The sequence below is a fragment of the Mycobacterium sp. 852002-40037_SCH5390672 genome, assembly GCF_001665875.1.
GTDB lineage: Bacteria > Actinomycetota > Actinomycetes > Mycobacteriales > Mycobacteriaceae > Mycobacterium.
In genome coordinates this window covers 70,237-93,154 of sequence record NZ_LZTA01000070.1, presented here as the reverse complement: position 1 = coordinate 93,154, position 22,918 = coordinate 70,237, and the positions used below count along the sequence as shown (strand labels likewise).

Below are 22,918 nucleotides of genomic sequence, written 5' to 3'. Positions count from 1 at the left end.
GTCTGCGCATGCAGATCCGCCCGTATATCGGCGCCGACAAACCTGCTGTCATCCTGTACCCGTCCGGAACGGTCGTCACCTTCGACGACCTCGAAGCCCGTGCCAACCGACTGGCGCACCGGTTCCGTCAGGCGGGTCTGCGCGAGGGCGACACCGTCGCAATCCTGATGGAGAACAACGAGCACATCCACGCGGTGATGTGGGCGGCTCGTCGCAGCGGTTTGTACTACGTGCCGATCAACACCCACCTGACCGCGGCAGAGGCGGCCTACATCATCGACAACAGCAGCGCCAAGGCCATCATCGGCTCGGCGGTGCTGCGCGACACCCTCGCCGGCCTGGCCGAGCATCTGCCGGGCGGGCTGCCCGAGCTGCTGCTGATCGCCACCGAAAAGGGAGGCGCCGACCTGCCGGGCTGGGAGCGTTACCCGGAATGCGTAGCCGATCAGCCCGATACCCCGATCGACGACGAAATCGAGGGCGACCTGCTGCAGTACTCGTCGGGCACCACCGGCCGGCCCAAGGGCATCAAACGCGAATTGCCGCACCTGCCACCGGCCGAAGCCCCCGGCATGATGTCGGCGCTTGTCGGTTTCTGGATGACGCCCGATTCGATCTACCTCAGCCCGGCGCCGCTGTACCACACGGCGCCCTCGGTGTGGTCGATGAGCGCACAGGCCGGCGGCATCACCACGGTCGTCATGGAGAAATTCGACGCCGAAGGCTGCCTGGACGTCATCGCGCGGCACCGGGTCACGCACGGCCAGTTCGTCCCGGCGATGTTCACCCGCATGCTGAAACTGCCTGAGCAGGTTCGTCATTCGTACGACTTGACCAGCCTGCAGCGGGTGATGCATGCGGCGGCTCCGTGCCCGGTGGAAATCAAGAAACAGATGATCGACTGGTGGGGCCCGATCATCGACGAGTACTACGCGTCCTCGGAAGCCCACGGGTCGACGCTGATCACCGCCGAGGACTGGCTGGCGCATCCGGGTTCGGTCGGCAAACCCATGGGGGGCGCCGTGCACATTCTCGACGAGCACGGCAACGAGTTGCCGCCCGGCCAGGCCGGCGAAATCTACTTCGAGGGCGGCTATTCCTTCGAATACCTCAACGACGCGGCGAAAACCGCGTCATCGCGCGAGAAGCACGGCTGGGCGACCGTCGGGGACATCGGGTACCTCGACGACGAGGGTTACCTGTACCTGACCGACCGGCGTCACCACATGATCATTTCCGGCGGGGTGAACATCTACCCGCAGGAAGCCGAGAATCTTCTGGTCACCCACCCGCAGGTGTTGGACGCCGCGGTATTCGGGGTGCCCGACGACGAGATGGGCCAGCGCGTCGTGGCCGCCGTGCAGACCGTCGATCCGGCCGATGCCACCGACGGATTCGCCGACGAGTTGACGGCGTGGCTGCGAGACCGACTGGCGCACTACAAGTGCCCGCGTTCGATCGCATTCGAAGCGCAGCTGCCGCGTACCGATACCGGCAAGCTCTACAAGAATGGGCTGATCGAGAAGTACTCGGTGTGACCGATGCTCCGGGTGGTCGACCTGTCGAGCGCGCCGCAAGACGGCCCGGGGTCGCCGCCCGGGGTGGTCGTCGGCGTCGGCTCGGCCGCCGACATCGCTGCGGCCGGATTCTGGCTTGACACAGCAACTTTCACACTGACCGAGGAGCCCTGCGCCGACCGGCGCGTGGTCACCGTCGAGTCGGTGTCGGCGAGCGTGGACGAGCTGACGGCACGCTGTCGACGTTGGCCGCAGGCCAGTGGGATCTGTGACGACGTGTTGCGCGCGGTGGATCCGCAGGGTCCGACGCTGTCCGGGGTGATGACCGAATCGTTGGCGTACTCGACCCTGCAGGCCGGCCCGGAATTCGCGCAGTGGTTACGCGAACGCGGCCCGGTCCGCATGCCCGAGATCGCCGACCCGGTGCGGGCGACCCGCGACGGCGACGTCGTGCGTATCGTGTTCAACCGGCCGCAGCGGCACAACGCGTTCTCGACGGACGCGCGCGCCGCGCTGTTGGAGGCCCTGGCGGTCGCGCAACTGGATCCGTCGGTCACCGGTATCGCGTTGAGCGGCTACGGTCCGTCGTTTTGCAGTGGCGGGGACCTCGCGGAGTTCGGCACCTTCGCCGACCCGGCGAGCGCGCATCTGGCGCGTACCCGCTACAGCCCCGCCCTGGTGCTCGACGCGCTGGCCGCCCGGCTCGGCCGGCAGTGCCGGGCCGAGGTGCACGGTCGGGTGATGGGCAGCGGATTGGAGATGGCGGCGTTTTGCGGGTGGGTCACCGCCCGCGACGATGCGGTGTTCGGGCTACCCGAATTGGCCTTGGGGTTGCTTCCCGGGGCCGGTGGCACCGTCAGCGTCACGCGGCGGATAGGCCGTTGGCGCACAGCGTATCTCGTGTTGTCCGGGCGCACCGTCGACGCGGATACCGCGTTGGCCTGGGGGCTGGCGGACGAGACCGCTGTTCAGAAGCCCGAATAGGTGGTGGTGGTCGTGGACGGGATGGAAGACACGATGGCCGCGAACATGGCGAACCACAGCACGGCGCCGATCACCGCGGCGACGGCGCCCACGACCGCGCCGATGATGGCCCACTTCTTGGCATTGTTGGACGCCTCGTGGGCCTCGGCGTAGCGGCCCTGAGCCCACAACCCGGACACCTTGTTGGAGTAGACGATCGACACGATGCCGAGCGGCAGGCAGCACAGCACCGTGCACAGGATCGCCCAGACCAGATAGTTCTCGGGCTCCTGCCATCCCGGCTGCGGCGCCGGCCATCCGGCGGGCGGCGGGTGGCCCTGCCAGCCCGGCGGCTGCTGAGCTTGCCACCCGGCGGGCTGCTGGCCCTGCCATTCCGGTTGCTGGCCTTGCCATTCCGGTTGTTGCCCCGGCCATTCTGGCGAACCTCCGGGCGGCACGGGGGGATAACTCATGGCGGCTGCCTTTCCCTGTAATTCCCTCGGCTGGCGAACAGCTTTACTTCCATACCGGTTTGCCTGCCGGAGAAGTCAGGCAAATATACTCCCAAACTTCGTTCGCGGGCCGCGAGATTGGTGAGCCGGATCAGATTCCGCCCCGCGTCACCAGTTGGCGGGCAATCACGTTGCGTTGGATCTCGTTGGTGCCTTCACCGACGATCATCAGTGGCGCGTCCCGGAAGTAGCGTTCGACGTCGTATTCGGTGGAATAACCATAGCCGCCGTGGATTCGCACGGCGTTCAGCGCGATCTCCATGGCGACCTCGGAGGCAAACAGTTTGGCCATCCCGGCTTCCATGTCGCAGCGTTCGCCGCTGTCGTAGCGCTCGGCGGCGTATCGGGTGAGTTGTCGGGCCGCGGTGAGTTTGGTTGCCATGTCGGCCAGATAGTTACCGATCGACTGATGCTGCCAGATGGGCCGGCCGAAGCTCTCTCGCTGCTGGGCGTAGGCCAGCGCGTCTTCGAGCGCCGCGGTGGCGACGCCCATGGCGCGGGCGGCCACTTGGATGCGTCCCGTCTCGAGTCCCTTCATCATCTGTGAAAAGCCTTCGCCCGCAACGCCTCCCAGTATCGCCGACCGAGGTACCCGGAAGTCGTCGAACGACAGCTCACAGGACTCCACGCCCTTGTAACCCAACTTCGGCAGATCCCGCGACACCGTCAGGCCCGGCCCGTGCTCGACGAGCACGATCGAGATGCCGCGGTGGCGCGGCCTGGCGTCCGGGTCGGTCTTGCACAGCAGGGCGATGAGCCCGGAACGGCGCGCGTTGCTGATCCAGGTCTTGGACCCGTTGATCACCAGGCCGTCACCGTCGGTGCCGGAAGGCAGGGCGGTACTGGTCATGTTCTGCAGATCCGAGCCGCCGCCGGGCTCGGTCAACGCCATGGTGGCACGTACGTCGCCACTGGCCATCCGCGGCAGGTAGGTCCGCTTCTGGTCCTCGGTACCGAACAGCGTCAGCAGCTTGGCGACCACGGTGTGTCCGCCCATCGCACCGGCCAGGCTCATCCAGCCGCGCGCCAGTTCCTCGGTGACCCGCACGTAGCACGGCATGGACACCGGCGACCCACCGTATTCCTCCGGAACGGCCAGTCCGTAGATGCCGATCCGCTTCATCTGCTCGATCCACGCCTCGGGGTAGGTGTTGGCGTGCTCGACCTCGCGAATGCTCGGTTTGACGTCGCGGTCGATGAACGTCCGCACCGTGGTGACCAGCATCTCTTCTTCGTCGTTCACCTGCGATCACCCTTTAGCGTTGATGGTGACGATCCGCTTCGCCCGGCTTCGCCGCGCTCGCGATCGCCACGAACTGATGGTGACGATCCGCTTCGCCCGGCTTCGCCGCGCTCGCGATCGCCACGAAGTTGACCCTCGAATCCACAGCCTGCCAGCATGGGGCGTTGTGACCAGTGACGGGTATGCGGGGATTCGCGAGGGCGGACCGTACTTCGACGACCTCTCGGTGGGGCAGGTGTTCGACTGGGCGCCGTCGATGACGCTGTCGTCCGGGTTGGCGGGCGCTCACCAGGCGATCGTGGGTGACCGGCTGCGTCTGGCGCTGGACGCCGACCTGTGCGGGGCGGTGACGGGCCTCCCGGCGCCGCTTGCCCATCCGGGACTGGTGTGCGACGTGGCGATCGGGCAGTCGACACTGGTGACCCAGCGGGTCAAGGCCAACCTGTTTTATCGCGGCCTGGTGTTCCACCGGTTCCCGGTCATCGGCGATTCCCTCTACACCCGCACCGAAGTGGTTGGGCTGCGAGCGAATTCGCCCAAGCCCGGCCGGGCGCCGACGGGGTTGGCGGCGCTTCGGATGATCACGATCGACCAGGCCGATCAGTTGGTGCTCGACTTCTACCGATGCGGAATGCTGCCGGCCGGCCCCGATTTCACGCCCGGGGACGCACCGCACGACGATCTGTCCGCCATCGGCGCCGACGTGCCCGGCCCGGCCCACGATCCGACCGCGCAATGGGACGGCGAGGTGTTCCGCGACAAGGTGCCCGGTCCACACTTCGATCCCGCCCTGGCGGGTTCGGTGCTGCACAGCACCGCCGACGTGGTCAGCAGCGCTCCCGAACTCGCCCGGCTCACCCTGAACATTGCTGCCACACATCACGATTCGCGAGTCGGCGGGCGCCGGCTGGTGTACGGCGGGCATACCATCGGGCTGGCATTCGCGCAGGCGAGCAGGTTACTGCCCAATCTGGTGACGGTGTTGAACTGGCAGTCCTGCGATCACACCGGGCCCGTGCACGAGGGCGACACCCTGTACAGCGAACTGCACATCGAATCGGCCGAACCGACCGATCACGGTGGCGTGCTCGGGCTGCGGTCGCTGGTGTATGCGGTCAGCGACACCGCGACTGAGCCGGACCGTCCGGTGCTGGACTGGCGGTTTCACGCGCTGCAGTTCTGAGGCGGGTTTGCCGCTCGCCACGGCGCTGCGGGCCACGCGCACAATGGGGGCGTGAGTTCGGCGTTGTCGCAGCAGGTCAAAGAGTGGGGAAGCAGCGGGTTGGCCTACTTGACCGGCCTGTCCGACGGTCCCGCCGACTTCTCCCGCGCCAACGTGCTGACCCGCGCGCACGGCGTGGCCGCGGCCGTCGGTGATCGCCTGGGTGCCGACGTCGATGCGGTGAGCCTGTTGACCGGACGGGCCGCAATGCTGGGACTGACCCGCGGCGGTCGCGTGTCGCCGGGCGGCGGCACCCACCTGCTCGCCACCCGGGATGGCTTCTGCGCGCTCACCCTCTCGCGTGCCGACGATCTCGACGCCATCCCGGCGCTGCTGCAGGCCGACGACGTCGCCGCCGACCCGTGGCCGCTGCTGCGGGGCTGGGCGGCCACCCGTCCGGTGTCGCAGATCCTCGAGCGGGCGGGGCTGCTCGACCTTCCGGTGGCGGGCATGGGCGAGGCCGAGCCCGCGCCGCCGCGGATAAGCCGTGCCGGAGCGCGCACGGTGCCTCGTGCGCTGCACGGCCTGCTGGTCACCGATCTGTCCTCGATGTGGGCGGGCCCCCTGTGCGGGCGGCTGCTGGCACGCGCCGGGGCGACGGTCGTCAAGGTCGAAAGCCCGCGACGTCCGGACGGTACCCGCGCCGGGGCGGAGGCCTTCTTCGACTGGGTCAACGGCGGAAAGCTCTGCTATGAAGTCGATTTCGACAGCCAGGCGGACGAACTGCGTGAACTGCTGGCGGTCAGCGACATCGTCATCGAAGGCTCGCGCCCGGCGGCACTGGCGCGCCGCGGACTCGGACCCGCTGACGTCGCACCGCGCGCGGGCCGAATCTGGCTGCAAATCACCGGTTATGACGGCCGCAGACCGGGATTCGGCGATGACGCCGCGGTGGCCGGCGGCCTGGTCGGCACCAGCGCCGCGGGCCCGGTGTTCTGCGGCGACGCCATCGCCGACCCGCTGACCGGATTAGAGGCGACGCTGGCGGTGGCCGAATCCCTGGGCCGCGGTGGCGGCGAGTTGATCCGCGTATCCATGTCCGGGGTCGCCGCCACCTACGCGGCGCTGCCGGTCGAGCCGTCGGCATCACCGGCGCCGGTGTCGTCACCGACGGCCCCACCGGCATCGCGTCCGGCCTCAGGACCGGGCGCCGATAACGAGGCGGTGCGCCACCTGGTCGGCCAAAAGCGTTTGCTGTCATGCTGATTCAGCGCGCGACCTTACTGGACGGGACCACGACAGACATCCGGGTGGGCGCGCTGATCGAGGAGATGGCGCCGCCGGGTGAGGGCCTGGTGGCGCGAGCGGGGGAGGGGGTGCTGTACGCGGGCGGCGGCACTGTCCTGCCCGGGCTGCACGACCACCATGTGCACCTGCGCTCGGCGGCCTCGGCACTGGATTCGTTTCTCGTCGGGCCGCCCGGGGTCAGCACCGAATCGCAGCTCACCCAATTGCTGGCGAACGCCACGCCCGGACCCGACGGCTGGATTCGCGCTGTGGGCTACCACGATTCGGTTGCCGGAGAACTCGACCGGGGCGCCCTTGACGCCATCGTTCCCCACGTTCCGGTCCGCATCCAGCACCGCAGCGGGGCGCTGTGGATCCTCAATTCCGAAGCACTGGGCCGGGTAGGGCTGTCCGAACATCCCGACGGGCGGCTGCGCAGCGCCGACCGCGGCTGGTCACTGGCGCTGCAGCGGCGCGAAACCGATCTGGCCGAACTGAGCCGCCGGATCACCGCGACCGGTGTCACCGGCGTCACCGACGCCACGCCCGATCTCGGCGCCGACGACATGGAGTCGCTGACGGCGGCGCACCGCCGCGGCGAGTTCCGGCCGCGGCTGAGCTTCCTGTCACCGGGCAAGAAGATCCTGCACGACGATCGACTGGACCTCGACGCCCTCACGGAATGGGTTGTGCGCCGGCACAACAGCGGGAAACCGGTCGCCGTGCATTGCGTGACGGCCGCCCAGCTGGTGGTGACCATCGCGGCGCTGCGCGAGGCCGGCGGCCATCCGCAAGACCGCATCGAACACGCCGCGGTGGTGCCCGACGACAACCTGGCCGACCTCGCCGAGCTGGGGGTCACGGTGGTGACGCAGCCAAATTTCGTCGCCGAGCGCGGCGACCAGTACTTCGCCGAGGTCCCCGCCGCCGAGCACGACGAGCTGTGGCGCATCGCGTCCCTGCGCAACGCGGCGGTGCCGGTCGCGCTGTCCACCGACATGCCGTTCGGCCACGGCGACCCCTGGACGGCGATGCGCGCCGCGGTGCACCGCACCACGGCGCAGGGTGCCGTTCTGGGTGCACGCGAACGTGTCTCGGCGCGCGAGGCTTTGACGATGTTTCTGGGCCGGGCCGATCAGCCGGGGCGGCTGCGCAGCGTGGACGTCGGACAGCCGGGGGACCTGTGTGTGCTCAACGAGCCGCCGGCGACGGCGCTGGCCGCCTTGGACGCCGGCCTGGTGGCGGCCACCGTCATCGGCGGTGAACTGGTGTACTTCGCGATGTGAGGCGCCGTCAAGCGGGCGGGCTGAGCGCGGCGCGCAGACTGTCGCATTGGCTCTCGAAAAACCCCCGCGACACTTGGGCTTTCGGCAAGACCACGTCGAAGCCGTGGAAGGCGCCCGGAATGGCTTCGACCTGACACGGCACCCCGGCAGCCCGCAGACGTTCGGCGTAGGCCAGGTCTTCGTCGTGGAACAGGTCATGCGTGCCCACACCAATCCAGGTCGGCGGCAACCCGCTGAGGTCGTCGCGCCGCCCGGGGACGGCGACCTCGGGGTCGGCTTTGCCGAGATATGCCGCCCAGCCGAACCTGTTGCTGCGGTTGTCCCACAGCCGGTAGTTCGCACTGGGCGCGGTGGCCGAACTGCGGTCGTCGAGCATGGGATAAGTCAGTAGCTGGAATGCGGGGCTCACCTCGGCGCGGTCGCGTGCCAGCAGGGCCAGGGCCGCCGCGAGGCCGCCGCCGGCGCTGGCGCCGCCGATGGCGATGCGGTAACGGTCCACCGACGGCAGCGCGGCCAGCCACGTCAACGCCGAATAGCAGTCTTCCAGCGGTACGGGATACGGATGTTCGGGCGCCAGACGGTATTCCACCGAGGCGACAGTGATGCCCAGGCGCCTGCTGAACCCGATGCAGAGCGGGTCGTCCTGCTGGGCGGTGCCGATCACGTATCCGCCGCCGTGGATCCACAGCAGCGCGGGCGTGGTCTCGGTGACCCCGGCGGGCCGGAACAGCCGAACACCGGCGCCCGAAGCGAAGGTGATCGTCTCGACGTCGGCGTCGGGCTTGCCGAGGCGGCCCCGCCAGGCGAGCGCCGCCCGCATGAGCGGCAGGGTCCGGGGGCCGACGAGCCGTCGTGGGGCGAAGCGGGCGAATCGCTGCAGGTCAGGATGAACGTCGTTGTTCGTCACCGGATCAGTATCACCGACGGGGAAAATCGAGGGACGGCTACGTGCGATCTGTCGTGCACGATCTGACATCAGGAGGCAGCGTGACCGCCAACAACCCCGGGCTGGTTTCGCGGTTCATCGATACGGCTCTGGGCACGATCCGGGTTCAGGTCAGTGCGGGGGCCGGGCCCGCCATCCTCATGTGGCCCAGCCTGTTGATGACGGGCGACTTGTGGGCCGGCCAGGCCGCGCACTTCGGCGACAAAAATCGCCTGGTGCTCATCGATCCGCCCGGCCACGGTGACAGTGCGCCGCTGCGCGCGATGTTCAGCTTCACCGACTGCGCGCGCTGCGTCGTAGACCTGCTGGATGGGCTGGACATCGACACGGCCCACTTCGTCGGCAATTCGTGGGGCGGGATGATCGGCGGCACCTTCGCCGCCCTCTACCCCGACCGTTTCAACCGCGCGGTGCTGATGAATTGCACCGCCTCGAAAGCCGGTGTCGCGCAACGGGTGCAGTATGCGGCCATGGTGTGGTTGGCGACGGCGCTGGGCGGGATCCGGCCGCCGCTGACACGCTCGAGCATCCGCGGCTTCCTGGGGCCGACGACGTTGCGCACCCGCCCGGACGTGGTGGCGACCGTGCGGGCGAACGTGCAGTCTGTGAACACCGATTCGGTCCGCTGGGCGGTGCGCAGCGTGGTGTCCGCGCGGCCCGACCAGCACGCCCTGCTGGGTCGCGTCGCAGCCCCGGTGTTGGTGGTCGCCGGCGAAGAGGACGCCACCTTCCCGGTGGCCGAAACCCGCGCCATGGCCGACTCGATCCCGGGCGCGTCCTTCACCGTGCTCGACGGGGTCGCCCACCTCGCGGCGCTGGAAGACCCCGCACGGGTGAACGAGCTGCTGGACGCGTTCTTGTTCGGCTGATTCTCGCCCGGCCAGGCGAGACTCTGAAACGGCGAAAGGCCTTGCTAATAAGCAAAAGTCGGCAGCGCACGATTCCCCTGCGGTGGGGACGTGCAGGTCGGGCGCCATCGGTGGGTGAACCGTGCCGGGCGCTGCAACGTAGCCGCGGGAGGGCCTAGAACGAGAAATGGATTAGCCGAGCCACGATCGGGGTATCGGTGCAATGCTGGCGTACGTGCTTGCTGTCAGCTTGTTGGGGTTTGCCGGTACGTCATTGCAACGTCCCGCACGGGACCGAACTCGGCGCGCCGCCCGATCGGCCAGGACGTGAGGGACGTGAAATGCTTGGGCAACTTTACGATCGGGCACTTGGCGGGGAGCGATGTTGGATCCGTCATGACGACGGCGAACTGCGGCCATTGCCGGCGCACCGATGGCTGGGTGTGCGATGTCCCCCCAACGGCTCAGCTGAATCTGGCCCCATCTTCGACGAAGCCTTCGACGAAGTTTTCGACGAAGCCGTCACGCAGATGTGCACCGGGCCCACCATCGAGCTGGGTTGCGGTCCGGGCAGGTTGGTGGCGAGGCTGATTCAGCGGGGCATCCCCGCACTCGGTATCGACCGATCCGCGACCGCGATCCAGCTGGCGGGTCGCGGCGGTGCACCGGCCCTGTTGGGCGATGTGTTCGAGCCGCTGCCGGCAACGGGCCTGTGGCAGACGGTGCTGTTGGTCGACGGCAATGTCGGGCTCGGCGGGGATCCGCGACGAATTCTCGGTCGCGCGTTCGAGCTGCTGGCCCGCGGTGGCCGTTGTATTGCCGAATTCGAAGCCGAGGCCATCGGCATCTGTTCGCGATGGGTCCGTCTGGAGTCGGCGGGCGAGGTGGGGCCCTGGTTTCGCTGGGCGTCGGTCGGGGTGGACAGCGCCGCCGCGCTGGCCGCGCAGGCGGGACTGACGCTGACCAGCGTCAGTCTGGTCGGCGGCCGGGTGATCGCCGACCTGGCGGCCAGGTGAGCGTGTCGTCCACAGCAAAATTCACCGCGCCCAGCGAACCGCGAAAAACGGGTCAATCAGCGTGAATATCGTATCCAGCGAGCACGCCGGGCAAAGCGCCTTCGCCACGCCCGCCGGTTCTACAGAAACGTCAGTTTGCGAAACGTCGTGAGGGGTACAGTCCCGTTCATGACGGCGAATGGACCCGGCATTACCGATTGCGTGAAGTGGTTGCTGCGGGCCCGCCCCGGCGACTATGCGCTGGCGTTGAGTGTCGCCGGGGCTTCGCTGCCCGTGGTCGGCAAGCATCTCGAGCCCCTGGGCGGTTTGACCGCCATGGGTGTCTGGGGTGCCCGGCACGCACCGGAGGCGATTTCCGCGGCGACCAAGGACTGGTTCACGCCCGGAATCAACGACGTCCGGCGCCGCGACCGGGCGAGCACCCAGCAGGTCTCCCTCGCCGCGTTGCGCGGGGTCGTGTCGGCCGCGGATCTCGAGGCGGAATGGCCGGTCGCCGAGAAGACACCACCGATCTGGGACGGTCTCCGGCAGCGCCGCTACCTGTATCGCCGCGCCGTCCACTACGGGGACCACCCCGACCAGGTGCTCGACGTCTGGCGGCGCAAAGACCTGCCCGCACAACCCGCACCGGTCCTGATCTTTTTGCCGGGCGGCGCCTGGGTGCACGGCAAGTGCATGGGCCAGGGGTCGGCGCTCATGTCACGGCTCGCCGAGCAGGGGTGGGTGTGCCTGGCGGTCAACTACCGCGTCTCGCCGCACCACCGCTGGCCGCGCCACATCGTCGACGTGAAAACCGCCATCGCGTGGGCGCGTGCCAACGTCGACAAGTTCGGTGGCGACCGCGATTTCGTTGCGATAGCGGGATGTTCGGCGGGTGGCCACCTGTGCGCGCTGGCCGGGCTGACGCCCGACGACCCGCAATTCCAGGAGAAGCTGCCCGAGGGCGCCGACACCTCGGTGGACGCGGTCGTGGGGATCTACGGCCGCTACGACTGGGAGGACCGCTCGACGCCGGAGCGCGAACGGTTCGTCGAATTCCTGGAGCGGGTCGTGGTGAAGAAGTCGATCGCCCGTCGCCCCGAGATTTTCCGCGACGCGTCCCCGATCGCGCGCGTGCACCGCAACGCCCCGCCCTTCCTGGTCATCCACGGCAGCAAGGACACCGTCATCCCCGTCGATCAGGCGCGCAGCTTTGTCGAGCGGTTGCGGGCGGTGTCGCATTCGATGGTCGGCTACCTGGAATTCCCCGGCGCCGGCCACGGGTATGACCTCGTCGACGGTGAACGCGCCGGCGCCGCGGCCCACGTCACTTCGCTGTTCCTCAACCAGATTTATCGCACCAAGACGCGCGTCGGGGCAAAAGAGGTTATCTGAGCGCCAGCGCTGAGTATGGTCCCTCTATGGGCATGGGGCAGCGGTGAAGAGGCTTAGCGGGTGGGACGCTGTGCTGCTGTACAGCGAAGCGCCGAACGTGCACATGCACACCATCAAAGCCGCCGTTATCGAGCTGGACGCTGACCGCCGGTCGCTGGACGTCGACGCGTTTCGCCAAGTCATCGCGGGGCGGCTGAACAAGCTCGATCCGTTCTGCTACCAGCTCGTCGAGGTGCCGTTCAACTTCCACCATCCGATGTGGCGGGAGAATTGCGACGTCGACCTGACCTATCACATCCGCCCCTGGCGGGTGTCGCCGCCGGGGGGGCGCCGCGAACTGGACGAGGCCATCGGGCAAATCGCCAGCACGCCGCTCGATCGGAGCCGTCCGCTGTGGGAGATGTACTTCGTGGAGGGCTTGGCCAACAACCGGATTGCGGTCGTCGGCAAAATTCACCATGCCCTCGCCGACGGTGTCGCCTCGGCGAACCTGATGGCCCGTGGCATGGACCTGCAGCCGGGCCCGGAGGGCGAGAAGTACGTCTGCGACCCCGCTCCCACCGCGCGGCAACTCATGGCGTCGGCAATGGCCGACCACATGCGCCATGTCGGGCGGCTGCCGCACACCATCCGCTACACCACGCAGGGTCTGGGCCGGGTGCGGCGCAGCTCGCGCAAATTCTCCCCGGAACTGACGCGGCCCTTTGAGCCGCCGGCGACCTTCATGAACCACAAGATCACCCCGGAACGGCGGTTCGCCACCGCCACCCTGGCGCTGGCCGACGTCAAGGAGACCGGAAAGCGGCTCGGGGCGACGATCAACGACATGGTGCTGGCGATGGCGACCGGCGCGCTGCGCACCCTGTTGTTGCGGTACGACGGCAAGGCCGAACCGCTGTTGGCGTCGGTGCCGATGAGTTTCGACTTTTCTCGCGAACGGATCTCCGGCAACCGCTTCACCGGCGTGCTGGTGGGCCTGCCGACCGATTCCGACGATCCGCTGGAACGGGTGCGGTGCAGCCACGAGAACGCCATCGCCGCCAAGGAAAGCAACCAGCTGATGGGACCGGAGCTGGTCAGCCGGTGGGCGGCTTACATGCCACCCGGGCCCACCCAGGCCTTCTTCCGGTGGGCGTCCAGTCGCGACGGGCACAACAAGATCCTCAACCTGAACATCTCCAACGTTCCCGGTCCGCGGGAACGCGGCCGGGTGGGCGGGGCACTGGTCACCGAGATCTATTCGGTGGGGCCGTTGACCGCCGGCAGCGGGCTCAACATCACCGTGTGGAGTTATGTCGATCAGCTCAACATCTCGGTGCTCTCCGACGGGTCCACCCTCGAGGACCCGCACGAGGTTTCCGATGCCATGGTCGCCGACTTCATCGAAATACGCAGGGCCGCAGGTCTTCCCGACAAGCTGACGGTTGTCGAGGCGGCGATGGCTCCGGCGTGATCGGCCGGGGTTCTCAGGCAATCGACGCCGGCGGTAAGCCGAATCTCTCGGGGACGTAAACGCCATTCCCGCCGCCGGTTACCATCGGTCCGACAGGAGCTATCTCAAAGCCACCGATTTCCTGAAGGAGCTGTGCGGCACCGTGAGCAGTGGAAACCAAGAGGCCGGCACCGAAGAACCCGAAGTTCTGGTCGAACAACGGGATCGAATCCTCATCATCACGATCAACCGGCCGAGGGCCAAGAACGCGGTCAACTCCGCGGTGGCCAATGGCCTGGCCGCCGCGGTGGATCGGCTCGATAACGAGACCGGCCTCTCGGTGGGCATCCTCACCGGCGCGGGCGGCTCGTTCTGCGCGGGCATGGATCTCAAGGCCTTCGCCCGTGGCGAGCTTCCCATCGTCGAGGGCCGCGGCATGGGCTTCACCGAGCGTCCCCCGGTCAAGCCGCTGATCGCGGCGGTCGAGGGTTACGCGCTGGCCGGCGGCACCGAACTGGCGCTGGCCACCGACCTGATCGTGGCGTCAAAGGACTCGGCGTTCGGCATTCCGGAGGTCAAGCGTGGGCTGGTCGCCGGCGGCGGCGGGCTGCTGCGGCTGCCGCAACGCATCCCGTCCGCGATCGCCATGGAACTGGCGCTCACGGGTGAGAACCTGAGCGCGGAGCGCGCGCACGCGCTGGGCATGGTCAACGTGTTGGCCGACCCCGGCAACGCGTTGGACGCCGCGATCGCGCTGGCCGAAAAGATCGCGGCGAACGGGCCACTCGCGGTGGCCGCCACCAAACGGATCATCGTCGAGTCCCGCGGCTGGAGCCCCGAGGACATGTTCGCCGAGCAGAACAAGCTGCTGGCACCGGTGTTCTCCTCCAACGACGCCAAGGAGGGCGCCATCGCCTTTGCCGAGAAGCGCCCACCGAAGTGGACGGGCACCTGATATCAGGTGGCTCGATCCTGCTCGGCGGCAAGGCTTTCGGGGCGGGTTGACCCGCCGTCAGCTGCGGGTAAAGCTCGTCGGCACGCTCGGGCGATGCGGTGGGCTGACGGTGCCGGGCCGCAAGGTAGTTGGGTGATCTAAACTACAGTCGGGCATGACACTTTTGGCCAGCTTTGTAACGTGTTGAGACCGGAGAAAGATCGAGGATGAGCATTTCGTTGCTGCTCGAGATGGCCGCGTCGGGCAACGCCGAGCGCACGGCGGTGGTGTCCGGAGACGTGCGGCTGACAACGCAACAGCTCAGCGATCTTGCCGACGGCGGCGCGGGCGTGATCGCCGGGTCGAACGCCAAGCACGTCGCCTACGTGGGCACCGGCGGCGCGATGCTGCCGGTGCTGATCTTCGCCGCGGCGCGCGCCGGGGTGGCCTTCACGCCGATCAACTACCGGCTCTCCGCCGAGGGCATCCAGGCGCTGATCGAGCGGCTGCCCGAGCCGCTGGTGATCGTCGACAGCCGTTACCGCGACGCGCTCGGCGATGTGTCGGACCGGGTGATGGAGTCCGACGACTTCTTGGCGGCCGCCCGCACCGCCGCGCCCGCTGCGGAGTTTCCCGACCCCGACTCCGTCGCGATCGTGCTGTTCACCTCGGGCACCACGTCGCAGCCCAAAGCGGTCGAACTCTCGCACAACAACCTGACCAGCTACGTCACCGGGACGGTGGAGTTCGGGGCGGCCTCCGACACCGACGCCGCCCTGATCTGCGTGCCGCCGTATCACATCGCCGGGGTCAGCGCGGCGCTGTCGAATCTGTATGCCGGTCGCAAGATGGTGTATCTGCCGAATTTCGATGCGCAGGAATGGGTTCGGTTGGTCAACGCCGAGAACGTGACCACCGCGACGGTGGTGCCGACCATGCTGGACCGCATCATCACCGTGCTGGAGAACCACGGGGCGGCCATCGAGCTGCCGTCGCTGCGCAACCTGGCCTACGGCGGTTCGAGGGTCGGCTTGCCGCTGGTCCGCCGTGCGCTCGAGCTGCTGCCCAACGTGGGCTTCGTCAACGCCTACGGCCTGACCGAGACCAGCTCGACGATCGCGGTGCTGACGCCCGACGACCATCGCGCCGCGCAAGCGGCAAAGGGGCCCGACCAGAACAGCTGGGCCCGGCGGCTGGGATCGGTCGGGCAAGCGGTGGCGGGCATCGAGCTGCAGATCCGCGACGAGGCCGGCAATGTGCTGCCGCCGGGTGAGACCGGCGAGTTGTTCGTGCGGGGCGAGCAGGTGTCGGGCCGCTACACCGGCATCGGCTCGGTGCTCGACGAAAACGGCTGGTTCCCCACCAAGGACGTCGCCATGCTCGACGACGAGGGCTACCTGTTCATCGGCGGGCGCAGCGACGACACCATCATCCGTGGCGGCGAGAACATCGCGCCCGCCGAACTGGAAGAGGTCCTGGTCGAGCACCCCCACGTGCGTGACGTCGCCGTCGTCGGTGTCGAGGATCCGCAGTGGGGCCAGGCGATCGTCGCGGTGGTGGTGCCGGCGGCGGGCGTGGACCCCGACCCCGAAGAATTGCGTGAATTCGTCCGCAAGAGTTTGCGCGGATCGCGCACTCCCGACGAGGTAGTGTTTCGCGACGAGCTGCCCACCACCGCTACCGGCAAGGTCTTGCGGCGGGAGATCATCCAGACCCTCACTCCGATTGCGCGTCGGACGGCCCAGCAGTAAGCGATCAAGGACGGAAATCAATGATCAAGAACGGAACTCGTCTCGCCAGCCAGGTGTGTGACACTCAAGTGATCGTCGTCAGAAGTGCCGACAGCCTGGACGACTTGCGGTGTGGCGGTGTGCCGATGGTGCCGGTCGGCGGCGAACGGTCGGGCGAATTGGACCCGTCGTTCTCCGACGGCACGATCATGGGCAAGCGCTACGTCGACGAAGCCGGGGCCGAGGTGCTGGTGACCAAGCCGGGCGCCGGGAGCCTGAGCATCGGGCAGACCGCCCTGCAGCTCAAAGAGGTCAAGCCGCTACCAGCCAGCGACTGAGCGGATCACTGCGAAGCGTCCTGTTTTCCCGGAATCTTGTTCCGGGCAACGAATTCCTTTGCCTTGATCAGGAATTCGAGCTGCTCGCCAACCTGGTGCAGCGGGCTCGCGTTGCGGGTCGAGCGGGAGAGCACGATGGCGCCCTCGAGCGCGGCGATCGACATCACGGCCAGCGACGCGGCGTCGGCGTCGTCGAAGCCGTCGTTGACGAACGCGCGGGTGAGCGCGGTGCACCAGCGGCCCAGGATGGCGCCGGCCTCGGCCGAGAGCTTGGGACCGTCGTCGTCCGAGCAGCCGATCGCTGCGGCCACCACCGGACAGCCGGCGGTGAAATCGCCGTCGGTGAGCAGCCGCTCCCAGAATCCGACGAACTCCTGCAACAAGACCCGGGCGCCCCGTCCGGCGGCGTCGTCGATCATGGCGGTGATGGAGTCACCGGAGTAACGCAGCGCCTCGGTCAGGATCTGGTTGCGCCCGTCGGGAAAGTGGTAGTAAACCGAGCCGCGCGGGGCGCCGCTGCGGGCGAGCACCGCGTCGATGGTGACGCCGGCCGCTCCGCGCTCGCGCATCACATCGGCGGCGCTGGCCAACATCTTCGTCCGGGTGCCCCCACGTTTCGCCGGGGCCCGCCGCGGCGCACCGATAGTCGGCGTGGGAGTACCTCCCGTGGCTCGGGTCATGCGGCGTGCGAGTGCCGCAACGCTGGCCAGTGCATATGACGTGGGCTGAAGCGGAATGTGCGGCGCCGCAAGTCTGGCATCTCGCGGGTGTATTGATAGCCGGCGACGTTGAGTTCAATGATCCACATGGTGTTCTCCCGGCCTGTGTCCGGCCCTTGATTATGCTATGAACCATATAAGACATCCGTAAATTAAGCAATTTCTCAGGCGAAGTGTGACGCACGCCGCACAAATGGGACGGACGGAGCCCGAGGACCGCACTTACGGTCGCGTAAATGCCCGGAAAATATGCCCTATTGCATAATCACTACGGACACGGCCCTAGTGATGCGCAGACGCCGCTGGTGTTCGCGGCGCCGCAAGCCGCGAAACGCCGCCGCTTCGACGCACGCACGGCCTAGCTGTCGATGGTGTAGCCCATCGGCATCAGCACGCTCTTCTGCTGCGTGAAGTGCTCGACGCCTTCGGGCCCGTTCTCGCGGCCGATGCCGGAGTTCTTGTAGCCGCCGAAGGGGCAGCACGGGTCGAAGGCGTACCAGTTGATGGCGTAGGTCCCGGTGCGGATCTTCTCCGAGATCTCGATGCCCTTGGGAATGTCGGTGGTCCACACGCTGCCGGCCAGGCCGTAGGCCGAATCGTTGGCGATCTTGATCGCGTCCTCTTCGGTGTCGAACGGGATGATGCTCAGCACCGGCCCGAAGATCTCTTCCTGGGCGATCGTCATCTTGTTGTCGACGTCGGCGAACACCGTGGGCTGCACGAAGAACCCGTTGTCCAGGCCCTCGGGGCGGCCGCCGCCGCAGACCAGCCGGGCGCCCTCCTCGATGCCCTTGGCGATGTAGCCCTCGACGCGGGCGCGCTGCTTCTCCGAGATCAGCGATCCGATCTGGGCGGCGGGGTCCGACGGCGGACCGACCGGCAGCGCCTGCACGAATGCGCTCACCGCGTCCACGATTTCGTCGTAGCGCGAGCGGGGCGCCAGGATGCGGGTCTGGCCCACGCAGGCCTGCCCGGTGTTCATGATCCCGGAGAACACCAGCATCGGGATCGCCGATGCCAGGTCGACGTCCTCGAGGACGATGGCCGCCGACTTACCGCCGAGCTCCAGTGTGCAGGGCTTGAGCATTTCCGCCGCGCGCCGGCCGATCTCCTTGCCAACGCCGGAGCTGCCGGTGAAGGTGAACAGGTCGACGTCCGGGTTGGAGGTCAGCGCCTGTCCGGTCTCGATACCGCCGGGCACCACCGACAGCACGCCCTCGGGCAGGCCGGCCTCGGCGAAGATATCCGCCAAAGCGTTTGTGGTCAGCGGCGTTTCGGCGGCGGGCTTGAGCACCACGGTGCAACCGGCCAGCAGCGCCGGGCCCAGCTTGTTGACCGCAAGAAACAGCGGCACGTTCCAGGCGACGATCGCGCCGACCACGCCGATCGGCTCGCGGTGCACGATGGTCTGGCCGTAGGAGCCGTTGCGGATCTCCCGCCACTTGACCTGGTCGACGGCCGGGCCGGCGAAGAAGTTCATCGCGCCCATCGAGCCCATCCAGTGCATCGTCTCGATGGTGGTGGGCGGCTGGCCGGTCTCGCCGGCGAGCAGCGCGCTCAGCAGCTCCTTGCGCTCCTCCATCAGTTTGGCCGCGTTGGCGATGACGGCCGCGCGTTCCTTCGGCGGCGTGGTGGGCCAGGGGCCATTGTCAAAGGCGGCGCGGGCCGCGGCGACCGCGGCGTCGACGTCCGCCGCCGCCGCCAGCGGTGCCTTGCCGAAGTATTCGCCGGTGGCCGGACAATGCACCTCGATCACCTCGGAGGTCGAGGGCTCCGTCCACTTGCCGCCGATGAAAAGCTTGTCGTATTCGGTCTTGATGTCGGTCGTGATTCCGCTCATGGCGCCACCCTACCCAAGCGAATGCAAAACGAGAACATGTTTCATTCTTGCGGCTGGAGCACCAGCACGAGATTGCTCACCAGGAACTCGCGCAGCACCGGCACGCCCGTCAACCACCACGCCCATCGTGGGTGGTAGCGGGGAAATGCGGCCACCATCGCCCCGGTGTTCTCGGCCCAATCCAGGCCCGCGGCCACCGACACCTCGAACAACGACGACCCGTAGTCGTTTTTGGCTCGATGGCCGTGCTTGCGGGCGTAGCGGGCGGCCGCGCGGGCACCGCCGAGGTAGTGGGTCAGGCCCATCTCGTGGCCGCCGAACGGCCCCAGCCAGACCGTGTAGGACAGCACCGCCACCCCGCCCGGCTTGGTCACCCGCAGCATCTCGGCGCCGAGCTGCCAGGGCCGCGGCACGTGCTCGGCGACGTTGGAGGACAGGCAGATGTCCACGGAGTCGTCGGCGAAGGGCAGCGCGGTTCCCGAGGCGCGCACGAAGCTCCCCGACCCAACGGCTACGGCGGGCCCGGCCGCGTGCATCTCGCTGGGGTCGGGTTCGACCCCGATATAGCGGACTCCGGCGTCGGTGAAGGCCGCCGCGAAGTAGCCCGGCCCGCCGCCGACGTCGAGCAGCGTGCGACCGGAAGGGGGCTCATCGTGGGTGGCCCGCCACAGATCGCCCACCATTGCCGCGGTATCGGCTGCCAGCGCGCCATAGAAGCGGGCCGGATCCGACTGCTCGTGGCGAAACTCGGCCAGCAACCGCAGCGAGCGAGCCAGCGTCGCCCGGCGGGCGAAGATGTCGGTGGCGGCCACCGGCCACACCCTACGGATGCGCGGCGCTGCCCGGTGCACATCGTCGCCGGTTAGGCTGACGACCGATGTCTGCTTTGCGCTCCGTGCTGCTGCTGTGCTGGCGCGATACCGGGCACCCGCAGGGTGGCGGCAGCGAAGCCTATTTGCAGCGCATCGGCGCGCAGCTCGCCGCGTCCGGCATCGCCGTCACGCTGCGCACCGCCCGCTATCCCGGTGCGCCGCGCCGCGAGGTCGTGGACGGTGTGCGGATCAACCGTGCCGGCGGCCGCTATTCGGTGTACGTCTGGGCGTTGGCGGCGATGGCCGCGGCCCGGATCGGCGTCGGCCCGTTGCGAAAAGTGCGGCCCGACGTGATCGTGGACACCCAGAACGGCCTGCCCTTTCTGGCCCGGCTGATCCACGGCCGGCGAGTCGTGGTGCTGGTGCATCACTGCCACCGCGAGCAGTGGCCGGTGGCGGGGCCGCTGCTCGGCCGGCTCGGCTGGTTCGTCGAGTCGACGCTGTCGCCGCGGGTGAACCGGCACAACCAGTACGTCACGGTGTCGCTGCCGTCCGCGCGCGACCTGGTCACCCTGGGCGTGCACAGTGCGCAGATCGCGGTGGTGCGCAACGGCCTCGACCAGGCGCCGGCGCAGTCGTTGTCGGGTCCGCGGTCGGCCGCGCCGCGGGTGGTGGTGCTGTCGCGGTTGGTGCCGCACAAGCAGATCGAGGACGCCCTGGAGGCGGTCGCGCAGCTGCTGCCGCGGATACCGGATCTGCACCTGGACATCGTCGGCGACGGTTGGTGGCGCGAGCGGCTCGTCGGGCACGTGCAGCGACTCGGCATCTGTTCGGCGGTGACGTTTCACGGTCACGTCGACGACGTGACCAAACACCATGTGCTGCAAGGGGCTTGGGTGCACCTGCTGCCCTCACGCAAGGAGGGCTGGGGGTTGGCCGTTGTCGAGGCGGCCCAGCACCGGGTGCCGACCATCGGCTACCGATCCTCGGGCGGTCTGTCGGACTCGATCGTCGACGAGGTGACCGGGATCCTGGTGGACAGCCACGCCGAGTTGGTGGATCGGCTCGAAGAACTGCTCGCCGATCCGGTGCTGCGCGAGCAACTGGGCGCCAAGGCGCACACCCGCAGCGGGGAATTCTCCTGGACGCAAAGCGCCGACGCCATGCGCGGCGTGCTGGAAGCGGTGCAGGCCGGCCGCACGGTCCACGGGCTAGTCACCGGGCGGGGCTGAGCGGGTGCGGCGCCGCCGCGCGCCGATCACCGCGCCCGCGCCGCCGCCGATCAGCATCGCCAGCCACGCCAGGTGCGCGATCACCGTCACCGTCCGGCGCCAGGCGGTCACCCCGGCGCTCTGACCCCCGATCCGGTAGAGCGCAATCTCGTTGTCCCGGTAGACCGGGGCCAGCGCGCCCAGCGTGCGGGCGGCCGCCCCCATGTCGCCGGCGCTGTCGGATTCGACCACCAGCCAGGCCACGCCGGCCGCGGCCAGCGCCGAGGCATCCGGTCCGGACAGCAGAAGCTGCTGCACCGCCCGGGCGTGTGCGCCTTCTCCGGCGATGGTGGTCCCCGAGATCACCAAGTCACCGGTGCTCAGCACATCGGCGCGCAGCCAACGCGGCAGCGGATCCAATACCGGTGCGGGACCCGACCAGGAGAACAGCCGCATGGTGCCGGCCGGCAACACCGCTATCGTTCCTGGGTCCCCGGCCGGTGCGTTGATCGCCGCGGCGACAGCGGCCCAGCCGCGCGGATAGCGCACCGGCGCCAGCTTGCCGAACACGCCCCAGCCCAGGTCGGGCAGCGCCAGCAGCAGCACCAGGCAGCAGACCAGCGCCGGTGCGGCGCCCCCCGAGAGTCGTAGCCACCGGCGCACCGTCACCGTCGCGCCGGCGCCTGCCAGGGCGTAGCCGGGCACCGCCAGCGCCACCCACTTCTGCCCGTCGCGCAGTACCCCGAAGCCGGGCACGGTGTCGACCACCGTGCCCAGCAGCTGCAGGCCGGGGCCGGTGGCCAGCGCCGCGGGGACCAGCACGGACACCGCCGCCAGCACGAGCAGGGGCACCGCGACCGGGCGGCGGAGGACGGTCGGCAGGCCCGCCGCCACCACACCCAGCAGCACCACTGCCGAGAAAACCGCGAAAAGCGTGGTGCGCGAACTGGGTACGGCGTCGCCGTTCCAGATGCCGCCTAGGCTGGTCAGGCTGGCCAGGGTGCCCAGGCCGGGCTCGGCGCGCGGCGCGAACGCCTCGACCCCCAGCCGGTTGGCCGCCGTGTGGGCGGTCAGTGACGACCCCATCGCCGACGCCGTCAGCCACGGCAGCGCCGCCACCAGTGCGGCCCCCAATGCCGCCGCGGCGCACCACCGGCGCGGCCGGCCGCCCCCGGGCACCACCACGCAGACCAGTGCCACCGTCGCGGCGAGCAACAGCCCGGTCGGGGTCAGCCCGGCCAGCGCGATCCAGAAGGCCAGCCCGAAGAAACCGAACCGGCCCGCCCCTGAGTTCCGAGTCGCCCGCAGCGTCAGCATGGCCGCGGCGACCCAAGGCAGGCAGCCGTAACCGACCAGCAGGCTCCAATGACCCTGCAGAAGCCGTTCTGCGACATAGGGATTCCAGATCGCCACGGTGGTGGCGACGAACTCGCCGGGCGCTCCCGCGCACGGCAGTGCGACCGCGACCAGCCGGGCCGCACCCCATCCCGCCAGCCACAGCCCCACGACGAGCAGGGTCTTCACCACGACGCCGCCGTCGATCAGATGCGAGGCCAGCGCCACCGCGAAGTCTTGGGGCGTGGCGCGCGGCGCCGACGTCAGCCCCAGCGCGGTATCGGACAGGTACGACCGCGGCGTCGAGACCGCGTCGCGCAACAGCAGGTATCCGGGCGCCAGGAGCGGCCCGACCACCAGCAGCGCCAACACCAGTGCGTACCCGGGTCGGGTCCAGCGCACGGTTAACGCAT

General features: G+C 68.7%; 20 protein-coding genes. 13 read left to right on the top strand and 7 right to left on the bottom strand.

Translation table 11 applies throughout. From position 1 onward, the window contains the following. Window positions 1–8: 8 nt before the first annotated feature. A complete protein-coding gene (fadD4, locus tag A5782_RS12405; RefSeq protein WP_067099902.1) occupies window positions 9–1,538 on the top strand; it encodes a fatty-acid--CoA ligase FadD4 in 1,530 nt (509 codons plus the stop codon). A gap of 3 nt (window positions 1,539–1,541) precedes the next feature. Next, window positions 1,542–2,501: an enoyl-CoA hydratase/isomerase family protein gene (locus tag A5782_RS12400; protein ID WP_067099900.1), complete on the top strand. Its 960-nt coding sequence runs from the start codon at window positions 1,542–1,544 to the stop codon at window positions 2,499–2,501. Here A5782_RS12400 and A5782_RS12395 read toward each other — a convergent pair. Continuing rightward, window positions 2,486–2,953, bottom strand: a complete 468-nt coding sequence (locus tag A5782_RS12395) for a CD225/dispanin family protein (protein WP_067099898.1) — start codon at window positions 2,951–2,953, stop codon at window positions 2,486–2,488. The two genes, A5782_RS12400 and A5782_RS12395, sit on opposite strands and share 16 nt — an antisense overlap. A gap of 130 nt (window positions 2,954–3,083) precedes the next feature. Further along, entirely contained in the window at window positions 3,084–4,235 is a 1,152-nt protein-coding gene (locus A5782_RS12390; protein WP_067099896.1) for an acyl-CoA dehydrogenase family protein, read from the bottom strand. A gap of 166 nt (window positions 4,236–4,401) precedes the next feature. On the opposite strand from A5782_RS12390, the gene A5782_RS12385 reads away from it, so the two are divergent. From A5782_RS12385 to A5782_RS12375, 3 genes are read left to right on the top strand one after another with little or no spacing between them, the layout of a single operon-like run. Then, on the top strand, window positions 4,402–5,418 hold the full coding sequence (locus A5782_RS12385; RefSeq protein WP_067099893.1) for a MaoC family dehydratase: 1,017 nt from the start codon (window positions 4,402–4,404) through the stop codon (window positions 5,416–5,418). A gap of 51 nt (window positions 5,419–5,469) precedes the next feature. Continuing rightward, on the top strand, window positions 5,470–6,663 hold the full coding sequence (locus A5782_RS12380; RefSeq protein WP_231986668.1) for a CoA transferase: 1,194 nt from the start codon (window positions 5,470–5,472) through the stop codon (window positions 6,661–6,663). Continuing rightward, window positions 6,657–7,970, top strand: coding sequence for an amidohydrolase family protein (locus A5782_RS12375; protein ID WP_067099891.1), 1,314 nt, complete (start codon window positions 6,657–6,659; stop codon window positions 7,968–7,970). The genes A5782_RS12380 and A5782_RS12375 overlap by 7 nt, the downstream gene beginning before the upstream one ends. A gap of 7 nt (window positions 7,971–7,977) precedes the next feature. Here A5782_RS12375 and A5782_RS12370 read toward each other — a convergent pair whose 3' ends face one another. Then, window positions 7,978–8,877, bottom strand: a complete 900-nt coding sequence (locus A5782_RS12370; protein ID WP_067099888.1) for an alpha/beta hydrolase — start codon at window positions 8,875–8,877, stop codon at window positions 7,978–7,980. Between the two features lie 179 nt (window positions 8,878–9,056). Between A5782_RS12370 and A5782_RS12365 the strand changes: the two genes are divergently transcribed. From A5782_RS12365 to A5782_RS12335, 7 genes are all read left to right on the top strand, one after another. Then, a complete protein-coding gene (locus A5782_RS12365) occupies window positions 9,057–9,785 on the top strand; it encodes an alpha/beta fold hydrolase (RefSeq protein ID WP_082942900.1) in 729 nt (242 codons plus the stop codon). Between the two features lie 320 nt (window positions 9,786–10,105). Continuing rightward, window positions 10,106–10,780 (top strand): SAM-dependent methyltransferase, encoded by a 675-nt coding sequence (locus tag A5782_RS12360; RefSeq protein ID WP_067099884.1) that lies wholly within the window; start codon window positions 10,106–10,108, stop codon window positions 10,778–10,780. 168 nt (window positions 10,781–10,948) lie between these two features. Continuing rightward, a complete protein-coding gene (locus A5782_RS12355; protein WP_067099882.1) occupies window positions 10,949–12,154 on the top strand; it encodes an alpha/beta hydrolase in 1,206 nt (401 codons plus the stop codon). A 43-nt stretch (window positions 12,155–12,197) separates the two neighbouring features. Beyond that, complete coding sequence (locus A5782_RS12350; protein WP_067099879.1) at window positions 12,198–13,607, top strand: wax ester/triacylglycerol synthase family O-acyltransferase; 1,410 nt, start codon at window positions 12,198–12,200, stop codon at window positions 13,605–13,607. Between the two features lie 142 nt (window positions 13,608–13,749). Further along, window positions 13,750–14,541 (top strand): crotonase/enoyl-CoA hydratase family protein, encoded by a 792-nt coding sequence (locus A5782_RS12345; RefSeq protein WP_067099877.1) that lies wholly within the window; start codon window positions 13,750–13,752, stop codon window positions 14,539–14,541. Window positions 14,542–14,747: 206 nt separating this feature from the next. Beyond that, on the top strand, window positions 14,748–16,271 hold the full coding sequence (locus tag A5782_RS12340; protein WP_067099874.1) for a class I adenylate-forming enzyme family protein: 1,524 nt from the start codon (window positions 14,748–14,750) through the stop codon (window positions 16,269–16,271). Between the two features lie 20 nt (window positions 16,272–16,291). Beyond that, complete coding sequence (locus A5782_RS12335; RefSeq protein ID WP_067099872.1) at window positions 16,292–16,588, top strand: hypothetical protein; 297 nt, start codon at window positions 16,292–16,294, stop codon at window positions 16,586–16,588. A 5-nt stretch (window positions 16,589–16,593) separates the two neighbouring features. Here the strand turns inward: A5782_RS12335 and A5782_RS12330 are convergent, their stop codons facing one another. The 3 genes from A5782_RS12330 to A5782_RS12320 all read right to left on the bottom strand — a co-directional run bounded on the left by A5782_RS12330 (window position 16,594) and on the right by A5782_RS12320 (window position 19,959). Continuing rightward, on the bottom strand, window positions 16,594–17,181 hold the full coding sequence (locus tag A5782_RS12330) for a TetR/AcrR family transcriptional regulator (RefSeq protein ID WP_067099870.1): 588 nt from the start codon (window positions 17,179–17,181) through the stop codon (window positions 16,594–16,596). 484 nt (window positions 17,182–17,665) lie between these two features. Continuing rightward, the gene (locus A5782_RS12325; protein WP_067099868.1) at window positions 17,666–19,147 is read right to left on the bottom strand and encodes an aldehyde dehydrogenase; all 1,482 of its coding nucleotides are present in this window, start codon (window positions 19,145–19,147) and stop codon (window positions 17,666–17,668) included. 41 nt (window positions 19,148–19,188) lie between these two features. Further along, complete coding sequence (locus A5782_RS12320) at window positions 19,189–19,959, bottom strand: class I SAM-dependent methyltransferase (protein ID WP_067099965.1); 771 nt, start codon at window positions 19,957–19,959, stop codon at window positions 19,189–19,191. A gap of 65 nt (window positions 19,960–20,024) precedes the next feature. On the opposite strand from A5782_RS12320, the gene A5782_RS12315 reads away from it, so the two are divergent. Then, complete coding sequence (locus A5782_RS12315) at window positions 20,025–21,191, top strand: glycosyltransferase family 4 protein (RefSeq protein ID WP_067099865.1); 1,167 nt, start codon at window positions 20,025–20,027, stop codon at window positions 21,189–21,191. On the opposite strand, the gene A5782_RS12310 is transcribed toward A5782_RS12315, so the two are convergent. Continuing rightward, window positions 21,171–22,907, bottom strand: a complete 1,737-nt coding sequence (locus A5782_RS12310) for a hypothetical protein (RefSeq protein WP_067099863.1) — start codon at window positions 22,905–22,907, stop codon at window positions 21,171–21,173. The genes A5782_RS12315 and A5782_RS12310 overlap by 21 nt on opposite strands. Window positions 22,908–22,918 lie beyond the last annotated feature (11 nt).

Coding starts and splice junctions, on each gene's coding strand:
- fadD4 (WP_067099902.1), top strand. CDS start 9: ATGCAGATCCGCCCGTATATCGGCGCCGACAAACCTGCTGTCATCCTG.
- A5782_RS12400 (WP_067099900.1), top strand. CDS start 1,542: ATGCTCCGGGTGGTCGACCTGTCGAGCGCGCCGCAAGACGGCCCGGGG.
- A5782_RS12395 (WP_067099898.1), bottom strand. CDS start 2,953: ATGAGTTATCCCCCCGTGCCGCCCGGAGGTTCGCCAGAATGGCCGGGG.
- A5782_RS12375 (WP_067099891.1), top strand. CDS start 6,657: ATGCTGATTCAGCGCGCGACCTTACTGGACGGGACCACGACAGACATC.
- A5782_RS12365 (WP_082942900.1), top strand. CDS start 9,057: ATGTGGCCCAGCCTGTTGATGACGGGCGACTTGTGGGCCGGCCAGGCC.
- A5782_RS12360 (WP_067099884.1), top strand. CDS start 10,106: ATGCTTGGGCAACTTTACGATCGGGCACTTGGCGGGGAGCGATGTTGG.
- A5782_RS12355 (WP_067099882.1), top strand. CDS start 10,949: ATGACGGCGAATGGACCCGGCATTACCGATTGCGTGAAGTGGTTGCTG.
- A5782_RS12340 (WP_067099874.1), top strand. CDS start 14,748: ATGAGCATTTCGTTGCTGCTCGAGATGGCCGCGTCGGGCAACGCCGAG.
- A5782_RS12335 (WP_067099872.1), top strand. CDS start 16,292: ATGATCAAGAACGGAACTCGTCTCGCCAGCCAGGTGTGTGACACTCAA.
- A5782_RS12330 (WP_067099870.1), bottom strand. CDS start 17,181: ATGTTGGCCAGCGCCGCCGATGTGATGCGCGAGCGCGGAGCGGCCGGC.
- A5782_RS12325 (WP_067099868.1), bottom strand. CDS start 19,147: ATGAGCGGAATCACGACCGACATCAAGACCGAATACGACAAGCTTTTC.
- A5782_RS12315 (WP_067099865.1), top strand. CDS start 20,025: ATGTCTGCTTTGCGCTCCGTGCTGCTGCTGTGCTGGCGCGATACCGGG.